This is a genomic window from Mesorhizobium sp. WSM3862, assembly GCF_002294985.1.
Taxonomy (GTDB): Bacteria; Pseudomonadota; Alphaproteobacteria; order Rhizobiales; family Rhizobiaceae; genus Mesorhizobium.
On record NZ_NSGE01000004.1, the window covers coordinates 200,329 to 218,319 of the forward strand.

The 17,991-nt window shown below is 64.0% G+C and carries 17 protein-coding genes and 1 tRNA gene; 4 read left to right on the plus strand and 14 right to left on the minus strand.

What is annotated here, in order from left to right; genetic code table 11:
* Positions 1-11: 11 nt before the first annotated feature.
* Positions 12-365 carry a ribonuclease P protein component gene (gene rnpA, locus CK224_RS13355; protein WP_067323826.1) on the minus strand — a complete coding sequence of 118 codons (354 nt, stop codon included), beginning with the start codon at positions 363-365 and terminating at the stop codon, positions 12-14.
* A 16-nt stretch (positions 366-381) separates the two neighbouring features.
* Positions 382-516 carry a 50S ribosomal protein L34 gene (rpmH, locus tag CK224_RS13360; RefSeq protein ID WP_008833937.1) on the minus strand — a complete coding sequence of 45 codons (135 nt, stop codon included), beginning with the start codon at positions 514-516 and terminating at the stop codon, positions 382-384.
* 255 nt (positions 517-771) lie between these two features.
* Between rpmH and CK224_RS13365 the strand changes: the two genes are divergently transcribed.
* Both CK224_RS13365 and CK224_RS13370 read left to right on the plus strand, forming a co-directional pair.
* On the plus strand, positions 772-2,265 hold the full coding sequence (locus CK224_RS13365; RefSeq protein WP_067002984.1) for a HAMP domain-containing sensor histidine kinase: 1,494 nt from the start codon (positions 772-774) through the stop codon (positions 2,263-2,265).
* 202 nt (positions 2,266-2,467) lie between these two features.
* A tRNA-Arg gene (locus CK224_RS13370) sits at positions 2,468-2,544 on the plus strand.
* Between the two features lie 367 nt (positions 2,545-2,911).
* Here CK224_RS13370 and CK224_RS13375 read toward each other — a convergent pair.
* Positions 2,912-3,385 carry an isoprenylcysteine carboxylmethyltransferase family protein gene (locus CK224_RS13375; RefSeq protein WP_067002982.1) on the minus strand — a complete coding sequence of 158 codons (474 nt, stop codon included), beginning with the start codon at positions 3,383-3,385 and terminating at the stop codon, positions 2,912-2,914.
* Between the two features lie 21 nt (positions 3,386-3,406).
* Complete coding sequence (locus CK224_RS13380; protein WP_095782101.1) at positions 3,407-4,342, minus strand: NAD(P)/FAD-dependent oxidoreductase; 936 nt, start codon at positions 4,340-4,342, stop codon at positions 3,407-3,409.
* 232 nt (positions 4,343-4,574) lie between these two features.
* Between CK224_RS13380 and CK224_RS13385 the strand changes: the two genes are divergently transcribed.
* A complete protein-coding gene (locus CK224_RS13385; RefSeq protein ID WP_095776857.1) occupies positions 4,575-5,222 on the plus strand; it encodes a TetR/AcrR family transcriptional regulator in 648 nt (215 codons plus the stop codon).
* Positions 5,223-5,718: 496 nt separating this feature from the next.
* On the opposite strand, the gene CK224_RS13390 is transcribed toward CK224_RS13385, so the two are convergent.
* The 6 genes from CK224_RS13390 to CK224_RS13415 form a co-directional block, all read right to left on the minus strand.
* Positions 5,719-6,912 carry a caspase domain-containing protein gene (locus CK224_RS13390; protein WP_095782102.1) on the minus strand — a complete coding sequence of 398 codons (1,194 nt, stop codon included), beginning with the start codon at positions 6,910-6,912 and terminating at the stop codon, positions 5,719-5,721.
* A 238-nt stretch (positions 6,913-7,150) separates the two neighbouring features.
* On the minus strand, positions 7,151-8,806 hold the full coding sequence (locus CK224_RS13395) for an FAD-binding dehydrogenase (protein ID WP_095782103.1): 1,656 nt from the start codon (positions 8,804-8,806) through the stop codon (positions 7,151-7,153).
* A gap of 32 nt (positions 8,807-8,838) precedes the next feature.
* Positions 8,839-9,825 (minus strand): Gfo/Idh/MocA family oxidoreductase, encoded by a 987-nt coding sequence (locus CK224_RS13400; RefSeq protein ID WP_095782104.1) that lies wholly within the window; start codon positions 9,823-9,825, stop codon positions 8,839-8,841.
* 267 nt (positions 9,826-10,092) lie between these two features.
* Positions 10,093-10,668, minus strand: a complete 576-nt coding sequence (locus CK224_RS13405) for a YceI family protein (protein ID WP_067003284.1) — start codon at positions 10,666-10,668, stop codon at positions 10,093-10,095.
* Between the two features lie 67 nt (positions 10,669-10,735).
* A complete protein-coding gene (locus CK224_RS13410; protein WP_095782105.1) occupies positions 10,736-11,308 on the minus strand; it encodes a cytochrome b in 573 nt (190 codons plus the stop codon).
* Positions 11,309-11,371: 63 nt separating this feature from the next.
* On the minus strand, positions 11,372-12,262 hold the full coding sequence (locus tag CK224_RS13415; RefSeq protein WP_095782106.1) for a LysR family transcriptional regulator: 891 nt from the start codon (positions 12,260-12,262) through the stop codon (positions 11,372-11,374).
* Positions 12,263-12,358: 96 nt separating this feature from the next.
* On the opposite strand from CK224_RS13415, the gene CK224_RS13420 reads away from it, so the two are divergent.
* On the plus strand, positions 12,359-13,354 hold the full coding sequence (locus CK224_RS13420) for an aldo/keto reductase (protein WP_095782107.1): 996 nt from the start codon (positions 12,359-12,361) through the stop codon (positions 13,352-13,354).
* Between the two features lie 81 nt (positions 13,355-13,435).
* On the opposite strand, the gene CK224_RS13425 is transcribed toward CK224_RS13420, so the two are convergent.
* The 4 genes from CK224_RS13425 to pheS are packed head-to-tail and all read right to left on the minus strand — an operon-like array spanning position 13,436 to position 17,972.
* Positions 13,436-14,038, minus strand: coding sequence for a nucleotidyltransferase family protein (locus tag CK224_RS13425; RefSeq protein WP_095782108.1), 603 nt, complete (start codon positions 14,036-14,038; stop codon positions 13,436-13,438).
* Between the two features lie 39 nt (positions 14,039-14,077).
* A complete protein-coding gene (gene pheT, locus CK224_RS13430; RefSeq protein WP_095782109.1) occupies positions 14,078-16,486 on the minus strand; it encodes a phenylalanine--tRNA ligase subunit beta in 2,409 nt (802 codons plus the stop codon).
* Complete coding sequence (locus CK224_RS13435; RefSeq protein ID WP_095782110.1) at positions 16,483-16,923, minus strand: GFA family protein; 441 nt, start codon at positions 16,921-16,923, stop codon at positions 16,483-16,485. The genes pheT and CK224_RS13435 overlap by 4 nt, the downstream gene beginning before the upstream one ends.
* A complete protein-coding gene (pheS, locus tag CK224_RS13440; protein ID WP_245322440.1) occupies positions 16,920-17,972 on the minus strand; it encodes a phenylalanine--tRNA ligase subunit alpha in 1,053 nt (350 codons plus the stop codon). Before pheS ends, CK224_RS13435 begins: the two co-directional genes overlap by 4 nt.
* Positions 17,973-17,991: the final 19 nt, after the last annotated feature.

Consider the following 17,991-nt stretch of genomic DNA (forward strand, 5'->3'; position numbering starts at 1 on the left):
AAGCCCTTGGCCTATCGTGTTCCGCGCAGCCGGCGGGAAAGCTCGGCCTTCAACTGGCCGAACGGAATGGCAAGCACGTCTTCGCGCCCGACGATGACATAGTCACTGCCGGGCGCCATGTCATCGGCGGCATGCGTTCGCACGGCTTCTCTCAGCCGCCGCCGGACGCGGTTGCGCACCACGGCGTTGCCGACCTTCTTGGTCACGGTGTAGCCGACGCGTGGCGCACAATCGTCGCCCCGGTCGAGAACCTCGACGAGAAAAAGCCGCCCGCGGCGCTTCTCGCCGCCGCGCACAGCCATGAAATCCGCGCGTTTCAGAAGCCGCCCGGGAGTTTTCCCCTTTGGCTTGCCGGTTGCGGGCAACGATCTCGTCTTTCGTTCAGGCGCTGAGCCGCTTGCGGCCGCGGTTGCGGCGGGCTGCGACGACGCCGCGGCCACCCTTGGTGGCCATACGGGCACGGAAACCGTGCCGGCGCTTGCGGACGAGTTTGGACGGTTGGTAGGTACGCTTCATTTGTTTTAATACCGCGGCGTGCGGCCCTTCTTGATTCTGTCACACTGTAACAGGAGCTTTGCCGGGCCGGTTATAGGCGCGATCGAAACCGCGCCGGGACGGAAGGCCCGAGCGTGAGCGGGCTTATAGGAAGAAGGATTTTGGAAGTCAATCCAGCCCGCCCAAAGGCATTTTTTCACTGGCCGGCGGCGAAATTGGCAAAAAAGCCGCAAATCGCATAATCTTGCTCGATCAAGCCTTCGTGAAAACCGCGTCATGACAAGTGAAGTCCTGTCAACGGATGAAAAGCCACGCCCCGCGGCGGCAAGCTCGCCGCGCCGGGTGCCGCTGTCGCGCGGTCTGTCGACCAAGCTTCTGCTTCTCACCATCGTCTTCGTGCTGCTCGCCGAAATCCTGATCTTCCTGCCCTGGATCGCCAGCTACCGGGTGAACTGGCTGAAGGAGCGGCTGAGCACCTCCGCCGCCGTGTCGATCGTGTTGCTGCAGGGCGAGCCCAACTCCCTGTCGCACACCGCCCAGAACGACGTGCTGATGGCGATCGGCGCCAAGGCGATCGCGGTGCGCGACGGCGGCGTCTCGCGGCTGCTGGTCGTGGCCGACATGCCGCCGAAGGTCGACGAGCATATCGACATTGCCAATGTCGGCCTGGTCAACGGCATGACCGGCGCGCTGGAAACGCTGTTCGCCGGCGGCAACCGCATGCTGCGCGTCTTCGGCCCGGTCGGCGACAGCGACAAGGAATTCGAGCTGATCATGCCGGACTACAGTCTGCGCAACGCCATGCTCAGATATTCGCGCAACGTCGCCGTCGTCTCGCTGCTGATCTCGCTGTTCACCGCCATGCTCGTCTATGCGGCGATCGATCTGATCATGATCGGCCCGATCCGCACCATGACGCGCTCGATCCTGTCCTTCTCCGAAGCGCCGGACGATCCCGGCCGCATAATTTGCCCGACGGAGCGTGCCGACGAGATCGGCGTCGCCGAGCGCGAGTTGTCGCAGATGCAGGATCGGCTGCAAAAAATGCTCGCCGAGCAGAAGCACCTCGCCAACCTCGGGCTTGCCGTGTCCAAGATCAACCACGACATGCGCAACATCCTGGCTTCCGCGCAGCTTATGTCGGACCGGTTGCGCCAGGTGAAGGATCCGACCGTCCAGTCCTTCGCGCCGAAGCTGTTGCGCGCGCTCGACCGCGCCGTCGCCTATTCGGAGGGCGTGCTTGCCTATGGCCGCACACAGGAGCCGGCGCCGTCGCGCCGCCGCTTGCGGCTGCGCCAGCTGGTCGACGACGTGCACGGCCTGCTCGACATCGAGGAGGGCATCGAATTCATCAATGCCGTCGAGCTCACCTTCGAAGTCGACGCCGATTCCGACCAGCTCTTCCGCGTGCTCACCAATCTGTGCCGCAACTCGGTGCAGGCAATGGCGGCCGACACGGAGAGCGCGGTGGTGCGTCGGCTCGCCGTCTCGGCCGAGCGCTTGGGCAGCGTCAGCCGCATCACCGTCAGCGACACCGGCCCCGGCCTCCCGCCCAAGGCGCGCGAGAACCTGTTCGCCGCCTTCCGCGGCTCGGCGCGCAGCGGCGGCACCGGCCTTGGCCTGGCGATCGCCCATGAGCTGATCCGCGCCCATGGCGGCACGGTGGAGCTGGTCGAATCGATCGGCGGCCGCACGGTCTTCGCCGTCACCATCCCCGACCAGCCGGTGCGGCTCGATCAGGCCCGCAACGGCCTGCGCCGCCCGGCTTGATCGTGGCAGGCCAGGGAAGACGTTCCCGCTTCGGAGTTCCGCGAAGCAAAGAACCCGGTCGGAATGTGATCCTGTAAACGCCTGCGACAAAACTTTTGCCGGGCCGGCTTGCTTTTCCGAAATTCAGTCGTTAGGGAACACTCCACATCGCGGTCGGCGTCTCGACCGGATCGCGGGGCTTGTGTCTCACACGGCCTGATGCGCGCCCGTAGCTCAGCTGGATAGAGCACCAGACTACGAATCTGGGGGTCAGGAGTTCGAATCTCTTCGGGCGCGCCATTTTGTAATGCACATACCAATGTGGTGCGGACGTCGTCAGGCTTCCTAAGGTGGCCGCTTCCAGACCCTTTCCGCACATTCCAGTCCGTTTCGGTCCGATGACCGGAGTTGGCCGGTGGCGGTCTCTCCGCTCTTGGTTACCGCTTCTCGAAAGCAGACGTCGGCATGCAGTGCGTCGACGGCTCATTTGTGGCGGCAAGCGGTGACCAAATCTGTGCGTCTCCTCAGGCGCCGGGTGTACTGCGGGGTCAGCCGGCCAGTCGGTTTTCCATGACACCGGCCCGCAACCTTCAGAATATGATAGCTCGCGGCAAGGAAGCCGGTGCTGGTTTATCAGAAAGCCCCGCAGGCGGCAGCGGCGGAACAGTCAGAGCCAGCGGCGAACCTCGGCCTTATAGCGGCGGTAGTCGTCGCCGAACTTCGCTTCGAGATAGCGCTCCTCGCGGTCGATCACCTGCGTCTGGATCGCGATCAGCACCAATGGGAGCAACGCGAAGGCGATCGGCCCGTCGAAGCCGATCGCAAGGCCGGCATAGATAAGCGCCATGCCGAGATACATGGGATTGCGGGTCCACCGATAAGGACCGGTCGTTGCGATGAGGGTCGTTGGCTGCGACGGCGGAACGTTGGTGCCCAGCCGCCGGAACAGCCCCGCCGCCGCAAGCATCATCGCCGCGCCGGCAACGAACAGCAGCGCGCCCGTCGCGACCAGCAACCGCCAGTCGATGTCGAAAGAGCGCAGGGTGACGAACCGCTCCGCCGCCAGCCCCAACAGCAGCGCTCCCAGATAGACCAAAGGCGGAGGGAAGCGCACACCCGCGCTGTCCGGTTCGACGGCCATGCTCCTCTCCAATCTCTGCTCTCAAACCAGCATGGACTGCTGGGCGAAGATACCTGCCATCGCGCCGTGCGATGATGCCAGGGTAACCGATGGCGGCGTGAGGGGGTTGGCGAGGTCGCCGGCGGCGTAGATGCCGGGCATGCTGGTTTCGCGGCGCTCGTCGACCTTGAGGATGATGCCGACGGGCGTATCGACCGTGGCGAGGCCCAGTGATTGATGCAGGCTTGCGGACGGTTTGTTGCGCGGATGCGCGAACAGGATGTCGACCGCGACATTCGGGCCGGTATCGAGCTTGACGGTGGCGTTATGGCCCCCGTGATGGGCGATCTCGATGATCCGGCCATCGACGACAGGTGTGTTGCGGCGCGCCAGATCGGCCCGGATATCGGGCGGAATGTCATGACCATCGGCGAACACCGTCAACCTGTCGGTCCAATCGTGGAACAGCCTGACCTGATTGTGCGACTGCCGGCCGGACCAGACGAGGCCCCAATGCTGGCCGGCGACTTCAAAGCCGTCGCAATAGGGGCAGGGCACGATGGACGTGCCCCAGCCTTCGGCAAAGCCCGGCACATCAGGCATCTGGTCGATGACGCCATAGCTCAGGATCAGACGGCGCGCCCTAAGGGTTTCGCCATAGCTCAGGATCAGACGGCGCGCCCTAAGGGTTTCGCCATCATCAGTGACGACTGAGAAATCGTCGATGGCGCCGGAGACGCTTTCGGCCCGGGCATTGACCAGCTTGACCGTGGGATAGCGGGCCAGCTGCTGCCGCGCCTCAGCCAGGATGTCCAGCGGTGGCTTGTGATCGTGGCCGAGCAGACCATGCGAGTGGCCGGCGAAGCGATTGCGCGGCAGGCCGGTATCGAGAACGGTGACTTTGCGGCGGGCACGGCCGAGCTGCAGGGCGCCAGCGAGACCGGCAAAGCTGCCGCCGATGATGATGACGTCATCCATGGTGATGGGCTCCGTGTTGTGGTTGGAGGGGGTTGGGTTGGGCCTGGCGCGCAATATCGTCCAGCGAGTCGCCCATCACTGCGTTGATCGACCGGACGATGCCGCATTCGATATCGCCGGGCGGCCCGGATTTGGAGGACATGGTTGAAACCTCCCCAATGGCTTGCGCATTTAAGAAACTGTATGGTATCGTAATTCAGGAATTAGGATACTGTCAAGGACTGGAATTGTCGTGACCGAAAATAGCCGAGGCCGGCGCGGCCGGCCCGCCAACGAGGCGCTTGGCCAAACGATCGTCGACACCGCGGGCGAACTTTTTGCGGAACTGGGTTTTCAAGCGACGACATTGGACAAGGTCGCCCAGCGAGCGAAGATATCCAAGCTCAGCATCTATCGGCACTTCGAGAACAAGGAGACGCTGTTTGGCGCGGCGTTTGCGGCCCGCTGCAATCAGTTAATACCACAGGCCCTTTTTGAAGGCGTCGACGGTTCGGCCGAAGATCAGCTCATGGCGGTGGGATCATCACTGCTTCGCACGCTGTTGCGCCCGGACGTCCGCAATGTCGAAGCCATGGTCATGGCCGACATGACGAGTCAAAAGTCGTTGAGCAAGCTCCATTACGAAGCCGGCCCCGCCCATATCATCGCCCAAATCGAGGCCCTGTTGCGTCAGTTGCACGCGAAGGCGGTTCTGAACGTGCCCGATCCTCTCCGGTCCGCCCGTTTGTTTGCCGCGCTTTTCAAAGGCTCCGATCTCCTGATTATCGCACGCTTCGATGAGGCGAGAGCAGAGGACGACAACGAGATCGAATCCTATTGCCGGTCGGCCGTCGCCATGTTCATCGCCGCGCACGGTGGCAATGACCACGCGGGCGGATAACCTAGCCTAACCTCGTGTCCACCGAACCGGCAGCAGCTCAGTCCAAACCTCTACGCTTTGGGCGGTGTTCCAGGACCTGTGACCGGCGTAAACGCTACCAACGCGTTCGGGGCCTTAGTGCCGGCTTAGGCAGACCGTCAGCTCTCGGGAAGCTGCAACGGTGGTCTGAATGGCGAAAATGGTGGCGCAAAGCGGACGTTCCCGTCACGAATCTGAAGTAACCACAATGACATACGAGTTCCCAGTTTCATCCGCTCCGGTGCGCCAATTAATCAAACTGAACTCCCGCGCATTTGCCTCGCCGGCCGAAGCGGTCGCTGGCTGCCTACGCTCACGCGGCGAGGTTCACGTGGCGTATTAATCCACGATCCTGATCGGGTCGGCAGTGGTGCCCGGAGCGTTCTTGAGTTCTGCTTTTTTTCATGCACCCTTGCTCGTCTCCAGCCGCAGGCGGCGCGGCCTAAGTCCGCCGGGCGCGAGGCAGTCATTGGCGTTACTAACCCCCTAGCTGTTGCAGCTTGCGACAGGCACGCCTTGCGCCTTCACGGCATCTCTGGCGACACCTCTCCTTGTTGCCATCCCTGCATCGCCCCACGGATTCCGGTTTAGCTGGTGCGCTCGTTTTTGCCGAACGATTGGAAGGTTCATCGATAGGCAACGACACTTGCGGCTTGCGACTGACTTTCTTTGGCAGGATCTTTTTGCGTGGCGGCGTAGGTGCTTGGAACTTGGCAATTCGGCTCTTTGCAATTTCGACGAATGCACCATTCGGAAATGCCGCTAGATAAGCACGATACATCGAGACATCGGATGTATCCTTGATTGATTTCCAGAATTCAAGCTCTGCCGCCGCGTTGATGTCTGGCTGATAGGGGTCTGGCGGAGACTGACTAGACGCGGCATCTGGGTTGAATGAGAATCCCGGCTCCACCAGGGACGAGTTGCTCCAGGGAACCTGCTTCCCAGAAGTCGCGTTCATGACGTCCAACCGGACGCGACGCATGAGAATTTCAATGTCGATCGAAGGAGTCTTTATCCGCTTCACAAGAGAGTCTGCAAACGGACTATGATTGACGGCTCCATCGAGAGCCACGTTGCCGGGTTGTGTTGCAAAGCCGATAAAGACTCCCCTGCCAGCATCCAAGGCTCCCAGCCCCTTTCCTATGGCAAGGCCGCGACTTTGACCCGGTCCACTCAATTGCTTAACGAAAGGATTGTCCCGACAGGCATCGAGAAGGACGATTGCGATATTTTCCTCGGCCGTCATGGCGGCGATGATGTCTTGCAGGCGCTCAGCCTCCAGAGCCAAGTCGGCCGGACGTTGAAGGGCGGCGTCAACCGGCAATAGGTAGTTCTCCCCGTTCGCTTGGAGCCCGTGTCCGGCGAAGTAAAAAAGCGAGACGTCACCCGGCCGCAGGTTTCGCCTGAATTTTCCGATGAGTTCCCTGAACGTTGATGCGTCAGTATCCAATCCAAGGGTGACGTCGAAGCCCGTCTCTTGCAAAACTCGGGAGATGGCATTCGCATCATTTACCCCGTTGGGAAGCGATGACGCAAAACGGTAGGCCGAGTTACCGATTACGAGCGCATATCTATGGCTGCGTTGACCGATCTGGGTCTCAGAGGAAGCCGGTGTCGACAAGCCGGCCAGAAAAAGAAGGCACGCGCACAACAAACAAATCTTGGACATTGCGACGTTCCCGAGTAACGGAGAATATTAGCATCCGTTAAAGCGCGTGGGTACCCATTGTAAGGGGCCATCTTGCTTGGGAAGAGGCCAAACTTGCCGGAGGCCGCTTCGTATGAGGTCTCCGTGCATCGTCGACGCCCTTTCCGGCATCGACTTCAAGCAACATCAATCCCCGGAATGAGGCCGCAGCATACAAGGTGGGCCGAGCTCACGAGCTTGTGGCAAACCGTTCGTTCGCTCAGCCGACCGCTTTCGTCGCCGCCCTTCCGGCGCTGCGGCCGGAAAAGATGCAGCCGCCGAGGAAGGTGCCTTCGAGCGCCGCATAGCCGTGCACGCCGCCGCCGCCGAAGCCGGCGACCTCGCCCACCGCGTAGAGACCAGGGACCGGCTCGCCCGCCGCGTCGAGCACGCGGCTGTCGAGATCGGTCTGCAGGCCGCCCAGCGTCTTGCGGGTGAGGATGTTGAGGCGGACCGCAATCAACGGGCCGTTCGCCGGATCGAGCATCTTGTGCGGCTTTGCGGTGCGGATCAGCCTGTCGCCGAGATAGGCGCGCGCGCCGCGCAGCGCGGTGACCTGCGCATCCTTGGAGAACGGGTTGTCGAGCTGCATGTCGCGGGCGCTGATCTCGCGTTCGACCTGCGCCACATCGAGCAGCGGCTCGCCGGCCAGCCCGTTCATCCGCGTCACCAGCTTCGAAAGGTTGGCCTCGACGATGAAATCCTCGCCCTTTTCCATGAAGGCTTTCACCGGCCCGGGAATGCCCGACGTGGCGCGGCCGAGCACCTGCCGCCAGCTCTTGCCCGTGAGGTCCGGATTCTGCTCCGAGCCCGACAGCGCAAACTCCTTCTGGATGATCTTCTTCGTCAGGATGAACCAGGAATAATCGAAGCCGGTGCTCATGATATGGCTGAGCGTGGCTAAAGTGTCGAAGCCTGGGAAAAGCGGCACCGGCAGCCGTCTGCCGCGCGCGTCGAGCCATAGCGAAGAGGGGCCCGGCAGGATACGTATGGCGTGATCGGTCCAGACCGGCGCCCAATTCTTGATGCCCTCGACATAGTGCCACATGCGGTCGCGGTTGATGACCCTCCCGCCCGCTGCTTCGGCAATTGCCAGCATGCGGCCGTCGACATGGTCCGGCACGCCGGTGATCATCCGCTTCGGCGTCGCGCCGAGACGCTGCGGCCAGTTCTTACGCACCAGCTCGTGGTTGCCGCCGATGCCGCCGGAAGCGACGATCACGACCTGGGCGTGGAGCTCGAAATCCCCGGCCACGTTGCGCGAGCTCCTGCGTCCACGCTCGACCGTGCTTGGCTCCAGCACGTCACCGCGCACCCCGGTCACCGTCTTCCCGGTCCGCGTGATCTCGTTGACCCGGTAGCGAAACTTGAACTCGACGAGCCCACGCTTCTGCGCCTCGCGCACGCGCAGCACGAAGGGCTCCAGCACGCCGGGCCCGGTGCCCCAGGTGATGTGGAAGCGCGGCACCGAATTGCCGTGGCCGCTGGCAGTGCCGCCGCCGCGCTCGGCCCAGCCGACGACGGGGAAGAATTTCAACCCGCGCTCGATCAGCCAGGAGCGCTTCTCGCCCGCCGCGAAGCCGAGATAGGCTTCAGCCCATTTGCGCGGCCAAAAATCCTCAGGGCGGTCGAAGGCGGCGGTGCCCATCCAGTCTGCGAGCGCGAGGTCGTGGGAATCGCGGATGCGCATGCGCCGCTGCTCGGGCGAGTCGACCAGGAAGAGCCCGCCGAACGACCAGAAGGCCTGGCCGCCCAGCGATTGCTCGGGCTCCTGGTCGACGATGATGATTTTCTTGCCGGCCTCGGCAAGTTCTGTCGCGGCGACGAGGCCTGCCAGCCCCGCGCCGACAATGATGACATCCGCGTCGTCAGCCATCTTCGTTCCCCCCAGCGCCTTCCGACGGCCTGTCAGACGGGCTCCCAGCCGTCCTTGTCGCCGGCGCGGAAGATGGCGTCGATGACCTTCTGGTTGAGGACCGATTCCTCCAGCGTGAAGACACGCTCCTTGCCGCCCTGGGCCGCGCGTACGAAGGCCTCGCATTCCAGCCGGTACTGCTGGGTGCCTGGGAAGCGGAACACCTGCGCTTCGGTGTGGTTCTGGTTGTGCAATTCGATGCGATGGTGGTCGTAGAGCCCGGCATTGAACGGGCCAAAGACCTCGATGAAACCCTTCTCGCCGTGGAACACCATCACCTGTCGCGCCGCCATCTGCGTCGACAGGTAGAAGGACAGTTCGAAGTCGCCGAAATCCGCGCGGATCGAGGAATAGATGTCGGTGCCGAAGGTCTTGTCGCGCTCGATGGTGGCTTGCACGCGGACCGGTTCCTTGCCGGTCGAGAAGCGCGTCGACACGGTCGGATAGACGCCGATGTCGGGCAGCGCGCCGCCGCCGAGATCGAGCTGGTTGCGCATGTTGGTGGGATCGACATTGTAATAGGAAAACGCGCCCTGGACGTGGCGCAGCCGGCCGATCGCGCCGCTGGCGATCAGGTCGCGCACCTTGATCCACTGCGGGTGGTAGACGACCATGAAGGCCTCGCAGACCAGCACGTTCTTCTCGTCGCGCAGCTTGATCAGCGGCGGGATGTCCTTGGCGTCGAGCGCAAGAGGCTTCTCGACCAGCACATGTTTTCCCGCCTCGATTGCCTTCGCCGTCCATTCGACATGCTGCGAGGTCGGCAGCGGAATATAGACGCCGTCGACCTCCTTGGAAGCGAGCAGTTCCTCATAGGAGCCGAAGGCATGGCGGGCGCCAAAACGCTCGCCCAGGGCGCGAGCCTTCGCCAGATCGCGGCTGGCGATCGCCGACAGCACGCCGTTCTCAGAATCCACGATCGCCGGCAAAAGCTGCTCGCGGCCGATCTTGGCCGTCGACAGAACACCCCATCGGAACATCATGCTTCTCCATGTCGGTTACGTCGATGGAGGTGTGCCCCAATTCCGGAGAAAAGCCAATCGCAGACGCGGGCCACAAAGCGCCTTCGTCATCCTCGGGCTTGATCCGAGGATCCATTCCGTGACCTATGACGTAAAGTGCAGGGATGCAGAATTCTGTAACCGTTGCAACGCCTTAGCGTCACGGCATGGATCCTAGGGTCTGCGCGCGTCGCTTCGCTCCTTGCTCCGCCCTAGGATGACGAACCCGAGGATGCGCGACCAGAGCTAACCCCTTCTCCCCGTCAGGGTCATGTCGAAGTCGACGACGTTGGAATAGATCGGCGTGCCGACATCCATGCCGTAGCGCGATCTGAGCACCTTGCCGGTGACATGGAACTTGATGGTTCCTGACTTCAGCCCATCGAGCTCGGCCGTGAACTTTTCCGAAAACGTCTTGCCGCGCGCCGTCAGCCGGCCGGTGACCACGGCGGTGGTCTCGCCGGTGCGGGTCACGTTTGTCGAGCGGAACTGGATCTCCGGATTGTTGGCGCTGTCGAAGACGGCGTCGGAACGCAGGAAAGCATCGATGCGGCCCTGGCCGGTGCCGACGCTTTCCGGAAAGATGGTGAGGTTGACCTTCGAGCGCCCGACATCGGCATTGTCGATGCGGATCGTGCCCTTGAAGCGGCCGAAGGCGCCGCCGAAGCCGCCACCGCCGGCCTTGCCGATGGTGAAGCGGATCGAGGAGCCCGCCGGGCTGATCGTATAGCTGCCGGCGGCGTCACTGAGCGCCACCGCGGCGCAAACCGGCGCGGCAAGGCAAGCGGCAAAGGCCGCCAATCCGAGGATGCGCGCATGCATCGACATCTTTCCTATCCTGAACCAGCGCATTGCTGTCTTCCCGCCACCAACGAACGGGCGGCACGCCCTATTCCCGGGCTGACGAAGGCGTGATTATGCGCGTGAGCACGCTGTCGCGCAGCAGGAAATGGTGGCGCATCGCAGCAAGGATATGCAACGCGACCAGCGCGATGCCGGCATAGGCAAGATACCAATGCGCGGCCGACCAGAAGCTTTCCGCGGCGTCGGATTCGGCGAGCGGCAGGTCGGGCATGACGAACTGGTTGAACGGCATCGTCGGGATTTCCAGCGTCGAGACCGAGACCAGCGTCCAGCCGGAGAGCGGCAGCGCAACCTGGAAGGCGTAAAGCGCGAAATGCGCCAGCGGCGCTGCCTTGCGCTCCAATGTTCCCACCGAAGGCGGGAGTGCTGGCGCCGCATCGCCGACACGCCAGGCGATGCGCAGGATGACCAGCCCAAGCAGCAGGAAGCCGAAGGACTTATGCAGCTGGATCAGCTCGAAGGATGTCCGCTGGCTGTCGATCCGCATCATCACGAAGCCGAGCACGAACTGGCCGATGAAGATGAGGCCGATCAGCCAGTGAAGGATGATCATCGCCCAGCCATAGCGGGTGGCGGTGTTGGTGATGGACGATTGCATGGTCGAAAAACGTCGCTGAAATCACCTTTCTTCCAGCCCTCCCCACAAGGGGAACGGAGGAGCCTACCCGCTCACCTTGAAGAAATCGACGAAGGCCCGCAACGCCGGCCGCATCTGGCGGCGGCTTGGGTAGTAGACGAAGAAGCCGTCGAAGGCGGGGCACCAGTCCTCCAGCACGCGGATCAGCCGGCCATCGGCGAGCGGCGCCTTCACATAGTCCTCGAAGACGAAGGCGAGCCCGGCGCCGTCGATCGCGGCCTGGGCGATCAGATGGTCCTCGTCGAGGATCAGCGGCCCTTGTGCTGCGATCTCGATTTCCTCGCCGTCCTTCTCGAACTCCCAGCGGTAGAGGATGCCGCTGGAGAAGCGGAAGCGGATGCAGCGGTGATCGGCGAGATCGCGCGGATGACGCGGTTTGGGCATGGTCGCGAAGTAGGAGGGCGCGCCGACCAACGCGCCGCGGATGTTCGGTCCGATGCGCGCCGCGATCATGTCGCGCTGCAGGCTTTCGCCCAGCCTGACACCGGCGTCGAACCCACCCTCCACCACATCGGTGAAGCGGTCCTCGATGACGACCTCCAGCACGATCTCGGGATAGGCGGCTGTGAAGGCAGCGAGCCGCGGCGTCAGCACCAGATGCGCGGCGGTGCGCGGCACGCTAAGCCTGAGATTGCCAGCCGGCCGGTCGCGCGTCTCGACCGCCGTTTCCAGCGCCAGGTCGATCTCGGACAGTGCCGGCCGCAGGCGCTCCAACAGCCGCGCGCCTTCCTCGGTCGGGGCGACACTGCGCGTGCTGCGCGCCAGAAGCCGCACGCCGAGCCGCGCCTCCAGGCTCGCCACCGCATGGCTGACCGCCGACGGCGCGATGCCGAGCTCGCGGGCCGCGCCGCGGAAGCTGGCGCATTGCGCGACCGCGGCGAGAACGGCCAGCTGGGAAAGGTTCGTCCGGTTCATTGATCTATCTTATAGAGCGAGCTGTGCGAAAGAGACATGATTATCGAACGGATGACTAGGCGCTATTTCATCGCCATCGCAACAAGGAGATGCGCCATGCAAACCCGCAAATTAGGAACTGAACTCGAGGTCTTCCCCGTCGGCCTCGGCTGCATGGGCATGAGCTTTGTCTATGGCGGACAGCCGGAGGCGGAAGCCATCGCCACGCTGCGCCGCGCCGTCGAGATCGGTGTCACCTTCTTCGATACCGCCGAAGTCTATGGCCCTTACGAGAACGAGATCCTGCTCGGCAAGGCGCTGAAGCCGGTACGCGAGAAGGTCACCATCGCCACCAAATTCGGCTTCAAGATATCCGAGCACGGTTCGGGCATCGACCGCATGATCGGCGTCGACAGCCGCCCTGAGCACGTCAAGGCGGTGGCGGAGGCCTCGCTGAAGCGGCTCGATACCGACGTCATCGACCTCTATTACCAGCACCGTGTCGACCCGAACGTGCCGATCGAGGACACGGTCGGCGCCATGGCCGAACTGGTGCGCGAGGGCAAGGTGCGGGCGCTCGGCCTGTCGGAAGTGAGCGGCGCCACGCTGCGCCGGGCGCATGCCGTGCACCCGATCGCCGCCGTGCAGAGCGAGTATTCGCTGTGGAGCCGCGATCCCGAGGACGAGGTCTTTGCCGTTTGCCGCGAGCTCGGCATCGGCTTTGTCCCCTACAGTCCGCTCGGCCGCGGCCTGCTCACCGGCACCATCGCCAAGCGCGATACGCTCGGCGCCGGCGACTGGCGCCTCGGCCTGCCGCGCTTCCAGGCCGAAGCCATGGAAGCCAACAATGCCGTCATCGCTGTGCTGGAAAAGTTGGCGGCGGAAAAGGGCGTGACAGCGGCGCAACTGGCGCTCGCTTGGGTGCTGCACCAGGGCGATTTCATCGTGCCGATCCCCGGCGCGCGCAAGATCCGCCATTTGGAGCAGAACACGGCAGCGGCCGGGATCAAGCTGAGCGCCGCCGAGGTCGCGGCCATCGGCGACGCGCTGTCGCCCGACAAGGTCGTCGGCAAGCGCTATACCGAAGAGCTGCTGGCGCTGGTGAATGGTTAGACATTTCAGCTTGCTTTGAGACGCTGGCGGGACAGCGCCCCCCTCTGTCCGGCAGGACAGAGGGGGGCGCCTCTCGCTGACCTACCAAGGCACCACGCTGATCTCCGGCCAGTTCTCTCGCGCCCTCCTCCCCTTCGCCTCATGCGTCCGCTGGTTGTCCAGCGCCCGGTTCGGCGTGATGCGAAACGAAAAAATGTCGTCGAGCCCGAACGGAGCCACCAGCTCCAACGCCTCGTCTGCGTCGAACCGCACCCCGACCGCATGCGTCTTCGAGGCGAAATAGCCGATCGATTCACTCGCGCTCGTGTAGCGCGGGCATGCCTGCCCGAACCTGGCCGGATACCACAGGTGCACGCGTGCCTGATTTCGCACCTCCACCGGTAGCGTCAGTCCTTCGAAATGCTGCGCCGCCCGGCGGATCACCGCGTCCTCGGCCTCGTAGGAGAGATCGGTGCCGTCGAAATAGAACAGATCGACATCCTTGATGCCGTAGCCTGAGGGCCTGCCGGTGAGATGGTTCCAGATGCTGTTGTAGAGCGCGCCGGAAACCACCAGCCAGTCCGGCAACGCCAGTTCACGCACTCGCGCCAGCGTTTTGGCCAGCAGCGGGTCCGCCGCCACGATTTCGAGGAACGCCGCGCGCTGCTCCTCGAAAGGCAGGCCGGAATAGCGGAGATGGTGCATCGCCCTTTGGAGGGCGATTCGCCACCTTCCGGCAATCCTTTATGCTCTCAGCACGCCGCCCGTCTGCTTGTTGACGTTCTCGACGATGCGCTTGGCCAGCGCCTCGAAATCCTCGTCGGTCAGCGTCTTTTCCACCGGCTGGATCGAGACTTCGATGGCGATCGACTTCTTGGCGGCGCCGAGCGCGGCGCCTTCGAAGACGTCGAACACCGAGACGCCGGTGACGAGCTTCTTGTCGGCGGCCAAAGCTGCCCGCACCAGCGTGCCGGCCTCGACCGCCTTGTCGACGACAAAGGCGAAGTCGCGCTTCACCGCCTGGAACGGCGAAAGCTCCAGCTTCGGCTTGGTGCGCGTCGGCTTGGCTTTCGGCTCCGGCACCGCATCGACAAAGACCTCGAAGCCGCAGAGCGGCCCGGAGGCGTCGAGCACTTCGAGCGTCTTTGGATGGAACTCGCCGAAAGTGCCGAGCACGGTCTTCGGCCCGAGCTTGATCGTGCCTGAGCGTCCAGGATGGTACCAGGCCGGGCCGCCAGGCTCGATCTGCAGCCTGTCGACCGGTGCGCCGCAGGCTTCGAGCGCCGCGATCGCGTCCGCCTTGGCGTCGAACACGCCGACCGGCCCGGCATTGCCGGCCCAGCTGCGGCCCGAGCCGTCGAGCTTGGCGGTGCCCCGCCGCACGCCCGCGGCGACGCGCCGCTGCTGGTCGGCCAAGTCGCCTTCATAGGTGCCGGACACTTCGAACAGCGCCACGTCGCCGATGCCCCGATCGGCATTGCGCTGGGCGGCGCTGATCAGCCCGGGCAGCAGTGACGGCCGCATGTCGGACATGTCGGCGGCGATAGGATTGGCGAGCTTCAGCCCGTTCTGGCCGCCGCCGAACAGCTCGGCGTGTTTCGCCGGAATGAACGACCAGGTGACCGCCTCCATCATGCCGCGCACGGCGAGCGCGCGCTTGGCGGCCCGGGTGCGCACCTGCAGCATGGTCAGGATCCTGCCGTTGACCGCGTCATGCGAGGTGAGCGGCTGCGGCGCTATGTTGTCGACGCCGTGGATGCGCATCACTTCCTCGACGAGATCGGCCTTGCCGTCGACATCTGGACGCCAGGAGGGGACCTTAACCTCGACGCCGTCACCTGAGCTGCGCGGCTCGAAGCCGAGTCGGGTCAGGATTGCGAGCGCTTCTGCTTTCGGCACGTCGATGCCGGTCAGCCGCTTCACTTCCGACAGCGGGAAGGAAATGATCTTCGGCTTGTGGCCGGCATAGCCCGCCACCTCGATTTCGGTCGGCGTGCCGCCGCAGAATTCCAGCACCAGCTTGGTCGCGAGCTCGACGCCTGGAACCATGAACTCAGGGTCGACGCCGCGCTCGAAGCGGTAGCGCGCATCGCTGATGATGCCGAGCGTGCGACCGGTGCGGGCTGTCGTGATCGGGTCCCAGAGCGCCGATTCGATCAGCACGTCGGTGGTGTTCTCGTCGCAGCCCGAATGCTCGCCGCCCATGATGCCGGCAATCGATTCGATGCCGTTGTCGTCGGCGATCACGCACATCTCGGGCGTCAGCGAGTATTCGCGTCCGTCGAGCGCCAGCACCTTTTCACCGTCCCTGGCGCGGCGCACCACAAGGTTGCCGGTGACCTTCTTCGCGTCGAACACATGCAGCGGCCGGCCGCGGTCGAAGGTGACGTAGTTGGTGATGTCGACCAGCGCGCTGATCGGCCGAAGCCCGATGGCGATCAGCCGCTGCTGCAGCCATTTCGGCGACGGGCCGTTCTTCACGCCCTTCACCAGCGTCAGCGCAAAGCCGGGGCAGAGTTCCGGCGCCTCGATCTTGACTTTCACCGGGCACATGCCGTCGCCGGCGTGCGGCATGATCGCGCCGCCGGTCAGCCGGCCGAGGCCGCTCGCCGCGAGATCGCGCGCGATGCCGTAGACGCTGGTGGCATCGGGGCGGTTCGGCGTCAGGTTGATCTCGATCACCGGATCGTCGAGATGCGCGTAGGCGGCGAAGCTGGTGCCGACCGGTGCGTCTTCGGGCAGATCAATGATGCCGGTATGCTCGTCCGAAAGCTGCAGCTCGCGTTCGGAGCACATCATGCCATGGCTCTCGACGCCGCGGATCTTGCCGACCGAAAGCGTCACGTCGATGCCGGGAATATAGGTGCCGGGCGCAGCAAAAGCGCCGACCAGGCCGGCGCGGGCGTTGGGCGCCCCGCACACCACCTGCAGCGGCGGCCTGCCGTCGCCGGTATCGACGCTAAGCACCCGCAGGCGGTCGGCGTCGGGGTGCTGCACGGCAGTCAGCACCTTGGCTATGACAAAGGGTTTTAGGCCCGCCTTGTCGTCGACATGTTCGACTTCGAGGCCGATCGCCGTCAGCCGCTCGACGATTTCGGCAAGCGAAGCGTCGGTCTCGAGATGGTCCTTGAGCCAGGAGAGGGTGAATTTCATGACTGTGTTCCGTAGGAAGGGCTTTGCGCGTCAGGTCTAGCCACGCTCGTCTTGAGGTGCCGCGGCAGTGAATCCGGCATATGCAGGAAGGGCAGCTGCTCGCGCACATGCGCATGCAGCGTCGGCCTGAAATAGGCAGGCATGTCCATGGCGCCGAGCGTGAAGTAAATATGGCCGGCGAGCCGCTCGTCGCTATAGGCGATCGGCGAGCCGCAAATGCCGCAGAACGAGCGCGCCACCGGGCCGTTCCGGTAGCTCTTCAGCGACTTGCCTTCGAGCGCGATCTGGTCGGCCGTGAAGCCGATAAAGGCCGACACCGGCGCGCCGCTGGCACGCCGGCAATCGCCGCAATGGCAATAGCTGATGTGGTGCGGCTCGGCCGAGGCCTGGAACCGCACGGCACCGCAGCAGCAGCCCCCGGTATGGGGAGCGGTCATGTGGAAAGGCCCCCGAACAGCGTCGGCATGTCGAGCGGCCGGAAGCCGTAATGCGTGAGCCAGCGCACGTCGGCGTCGAAAAATGCGCGCAGGTCCGGCATGCCGTATTTCAGCATGGCGATGCGGTCGATGCCCATGCCCCAGGCAAAGCCCTGGTATTCGTCGGGATCGAGCCCGCCGTAACGCAACACGTTGGGATGCACCATGCCGCAGCCCAGGATCTCCATCCAGTCGGAGCCTTCGCCGAAGCGCACTTCTCCCGGCCGCGAGCGGTCGCACTGGATGTCGACCTCGAGGCTGGGCTCGGTGAACGGAAAGAAGGACGGCCGGAAGCGCATCTTGACGCTCGGCACTTCGAAGAAGGCCTTGCAGAATTCCTCCAGCACCCACTTCATGTTGGCGATGTTGGCGGTCTTGTCGATTACCAGCCCCTCGACCTGATGGAACATCGGCGAGTGCGTTGCGTCCGAATCCTGCCGGTACGTCTTGCCGGGGATGACGATGCGGATCGGCGGCTTCTGCTGCTCCATGGTGCGGATCTGCACGGGCGAGGTGTGCGTGCGCAAAAGCTTGCGTTCGCCCTTCTCGTCCGGCTGGAAGAAGAAGGTGTCGTGCATCTCGCGCGCGGGGTGGCCTTCCGGGAAATTGAGCGCGGTGAAATTGTAATAGTCGGTCTCGATGTCCGGACCTTCCGCGATCGCGAAGCCGAGGTCGCCGAAGATCGCGGCGATTTCGTCGATCACCTGGCTGATCGGATGGATGCGGCCGCGCTCGGCCGGCGACTGGCGCACCGGCAGCGTGACGTCGACCGTCTCGGCGGCGAGCCGCGCCGCGATCGCCACGTCCTTCAGCTCCGACTTGCGCGCCGTCAGCGCCTCGGTGACGCGGTTCTTCAGCCCATTGATCGCCGGGCCCTTGACCTGCCGCTCCTCGGCGCTCATCGCGCCGAGCGTTTTCAGCATCTCGGAGACCGAGCCCTTCTTGCCCAGCGCCGAGACGCGCACCGCCTCGATCGCCTGCTCGTCGGCCGCGGCCGCGATGTCGGCCATCAAAGAAGCTTCAAGGGTT

Excerpts from the sequence above, each read along its gene's own strand:
- rpmH (WP_008833937.1), bottom strand. The coding sequence starts at position 516 with ATGAAGCGTACCTACCAACCGTCCAAACTCGTCCGCAAGCGCCGGCAC.
- CK224_RS13365 (WP_067002984.1), top strand. The coding sequence starts at position 772 with ATGACAAGTGAAGTCCTGTCAACGGATGAAAAGCCACGCCCCGCGGCG.
- CK224_RS13375 (WP_067002982.1), bottom strand. The coding sequence starts at position 3,385 with ATGGCCGTCGAACCGGACAGCGCGGGTGTGCGCTTCCCTCCGCCTTTG.
- CK224_RS13380 (WP_095782101.1), bottom strand. The coding sequence starts at position 4,342 with ATGGATGACGTCATCATCATCGGCGGCAGCTTTGCCGGTCTCGCTGGC.
- CK224_RS13390 (WP_095782102.1), bottom strand. The coding sequence starts at position 6,912 with ATGTCCAAGATTTGTTTGTTGTGCGCGTGCCTTCTTTTTCTGGCCGGC.
- CK224_RS13395 (WP_095782103.1), bottom strand. The coding sequence starts at position 8,806 with ATGGCTGACGACGCGGATGTCATCATTGTCGGCGCGGGGCTGGCAGGC.
- CK224_RS13400 (WP_095782104.1), bottom strand. The coding sequence starts at position 9,825 with ATGTTCCGATGGGGTGTTCTGTCGACGGCCAAGATCGGCCGCGAGCAG.
- CK224_RS13405 (WP_067003284.1), bottom strand. The coding sequence starts at position 10,668 with ATGCATGCGCGCATCCTCGGATTGGCGGCCTTTGCCGCTTGCCTTGCC.
- CK224_RS13410 (WP_095782105.1), bottom strand. The coding sequence starts at position 11,308 with ATGCAATCGTCCATCACCAACACCGCCACCCGCTATGGCTGGGCGATG.
- CK224_RS13415 (WP_095782106.1), bottom strand. The coding sequence starts at position 12,262 with ATGAACCGGACGAACCTTTCCCAGCTGGCCGTTCTCGCCGCGGTCGCG.
- CK224_RS13420 (WP_095782107.1), top strand. The coding sequence starts at position 12,359 with ATGCAAACCCGCAAATTAGGAACTGAACTCGAGGTCTTCCCCGTCGGC.
- CK224_RS13425 (WP_095782108.1), bottom strand. The coding sequence starts at position 14,038 with ATGCACCATCTCCGCTATTCCGGCCTGCCTTTCGAGGAGCAGCGCGCG.
- pheT (WP_095782109.1), bottom strand. The coding sequence starts at position 16,486 with ATGAAATTCACCCTCTCCTGGCTCAAGGACCATCTCGAGACCGACGCT.
- CK224_RS13435 (WP_095782110.1), bottom strand. The coding sequence starts at position 16,923 with ATGACCGCTCCCCATACCGGGGGCTGCTGCTGCGGTGCCGTGCGGTTC.
- pheS (WP_245322440.1), bottom strand. The coding sequence starts at position 17,972 with ATGGCCGACATCGCGGCCGCGGCCGACGAGCAGGCGATCGAGGCGGTG.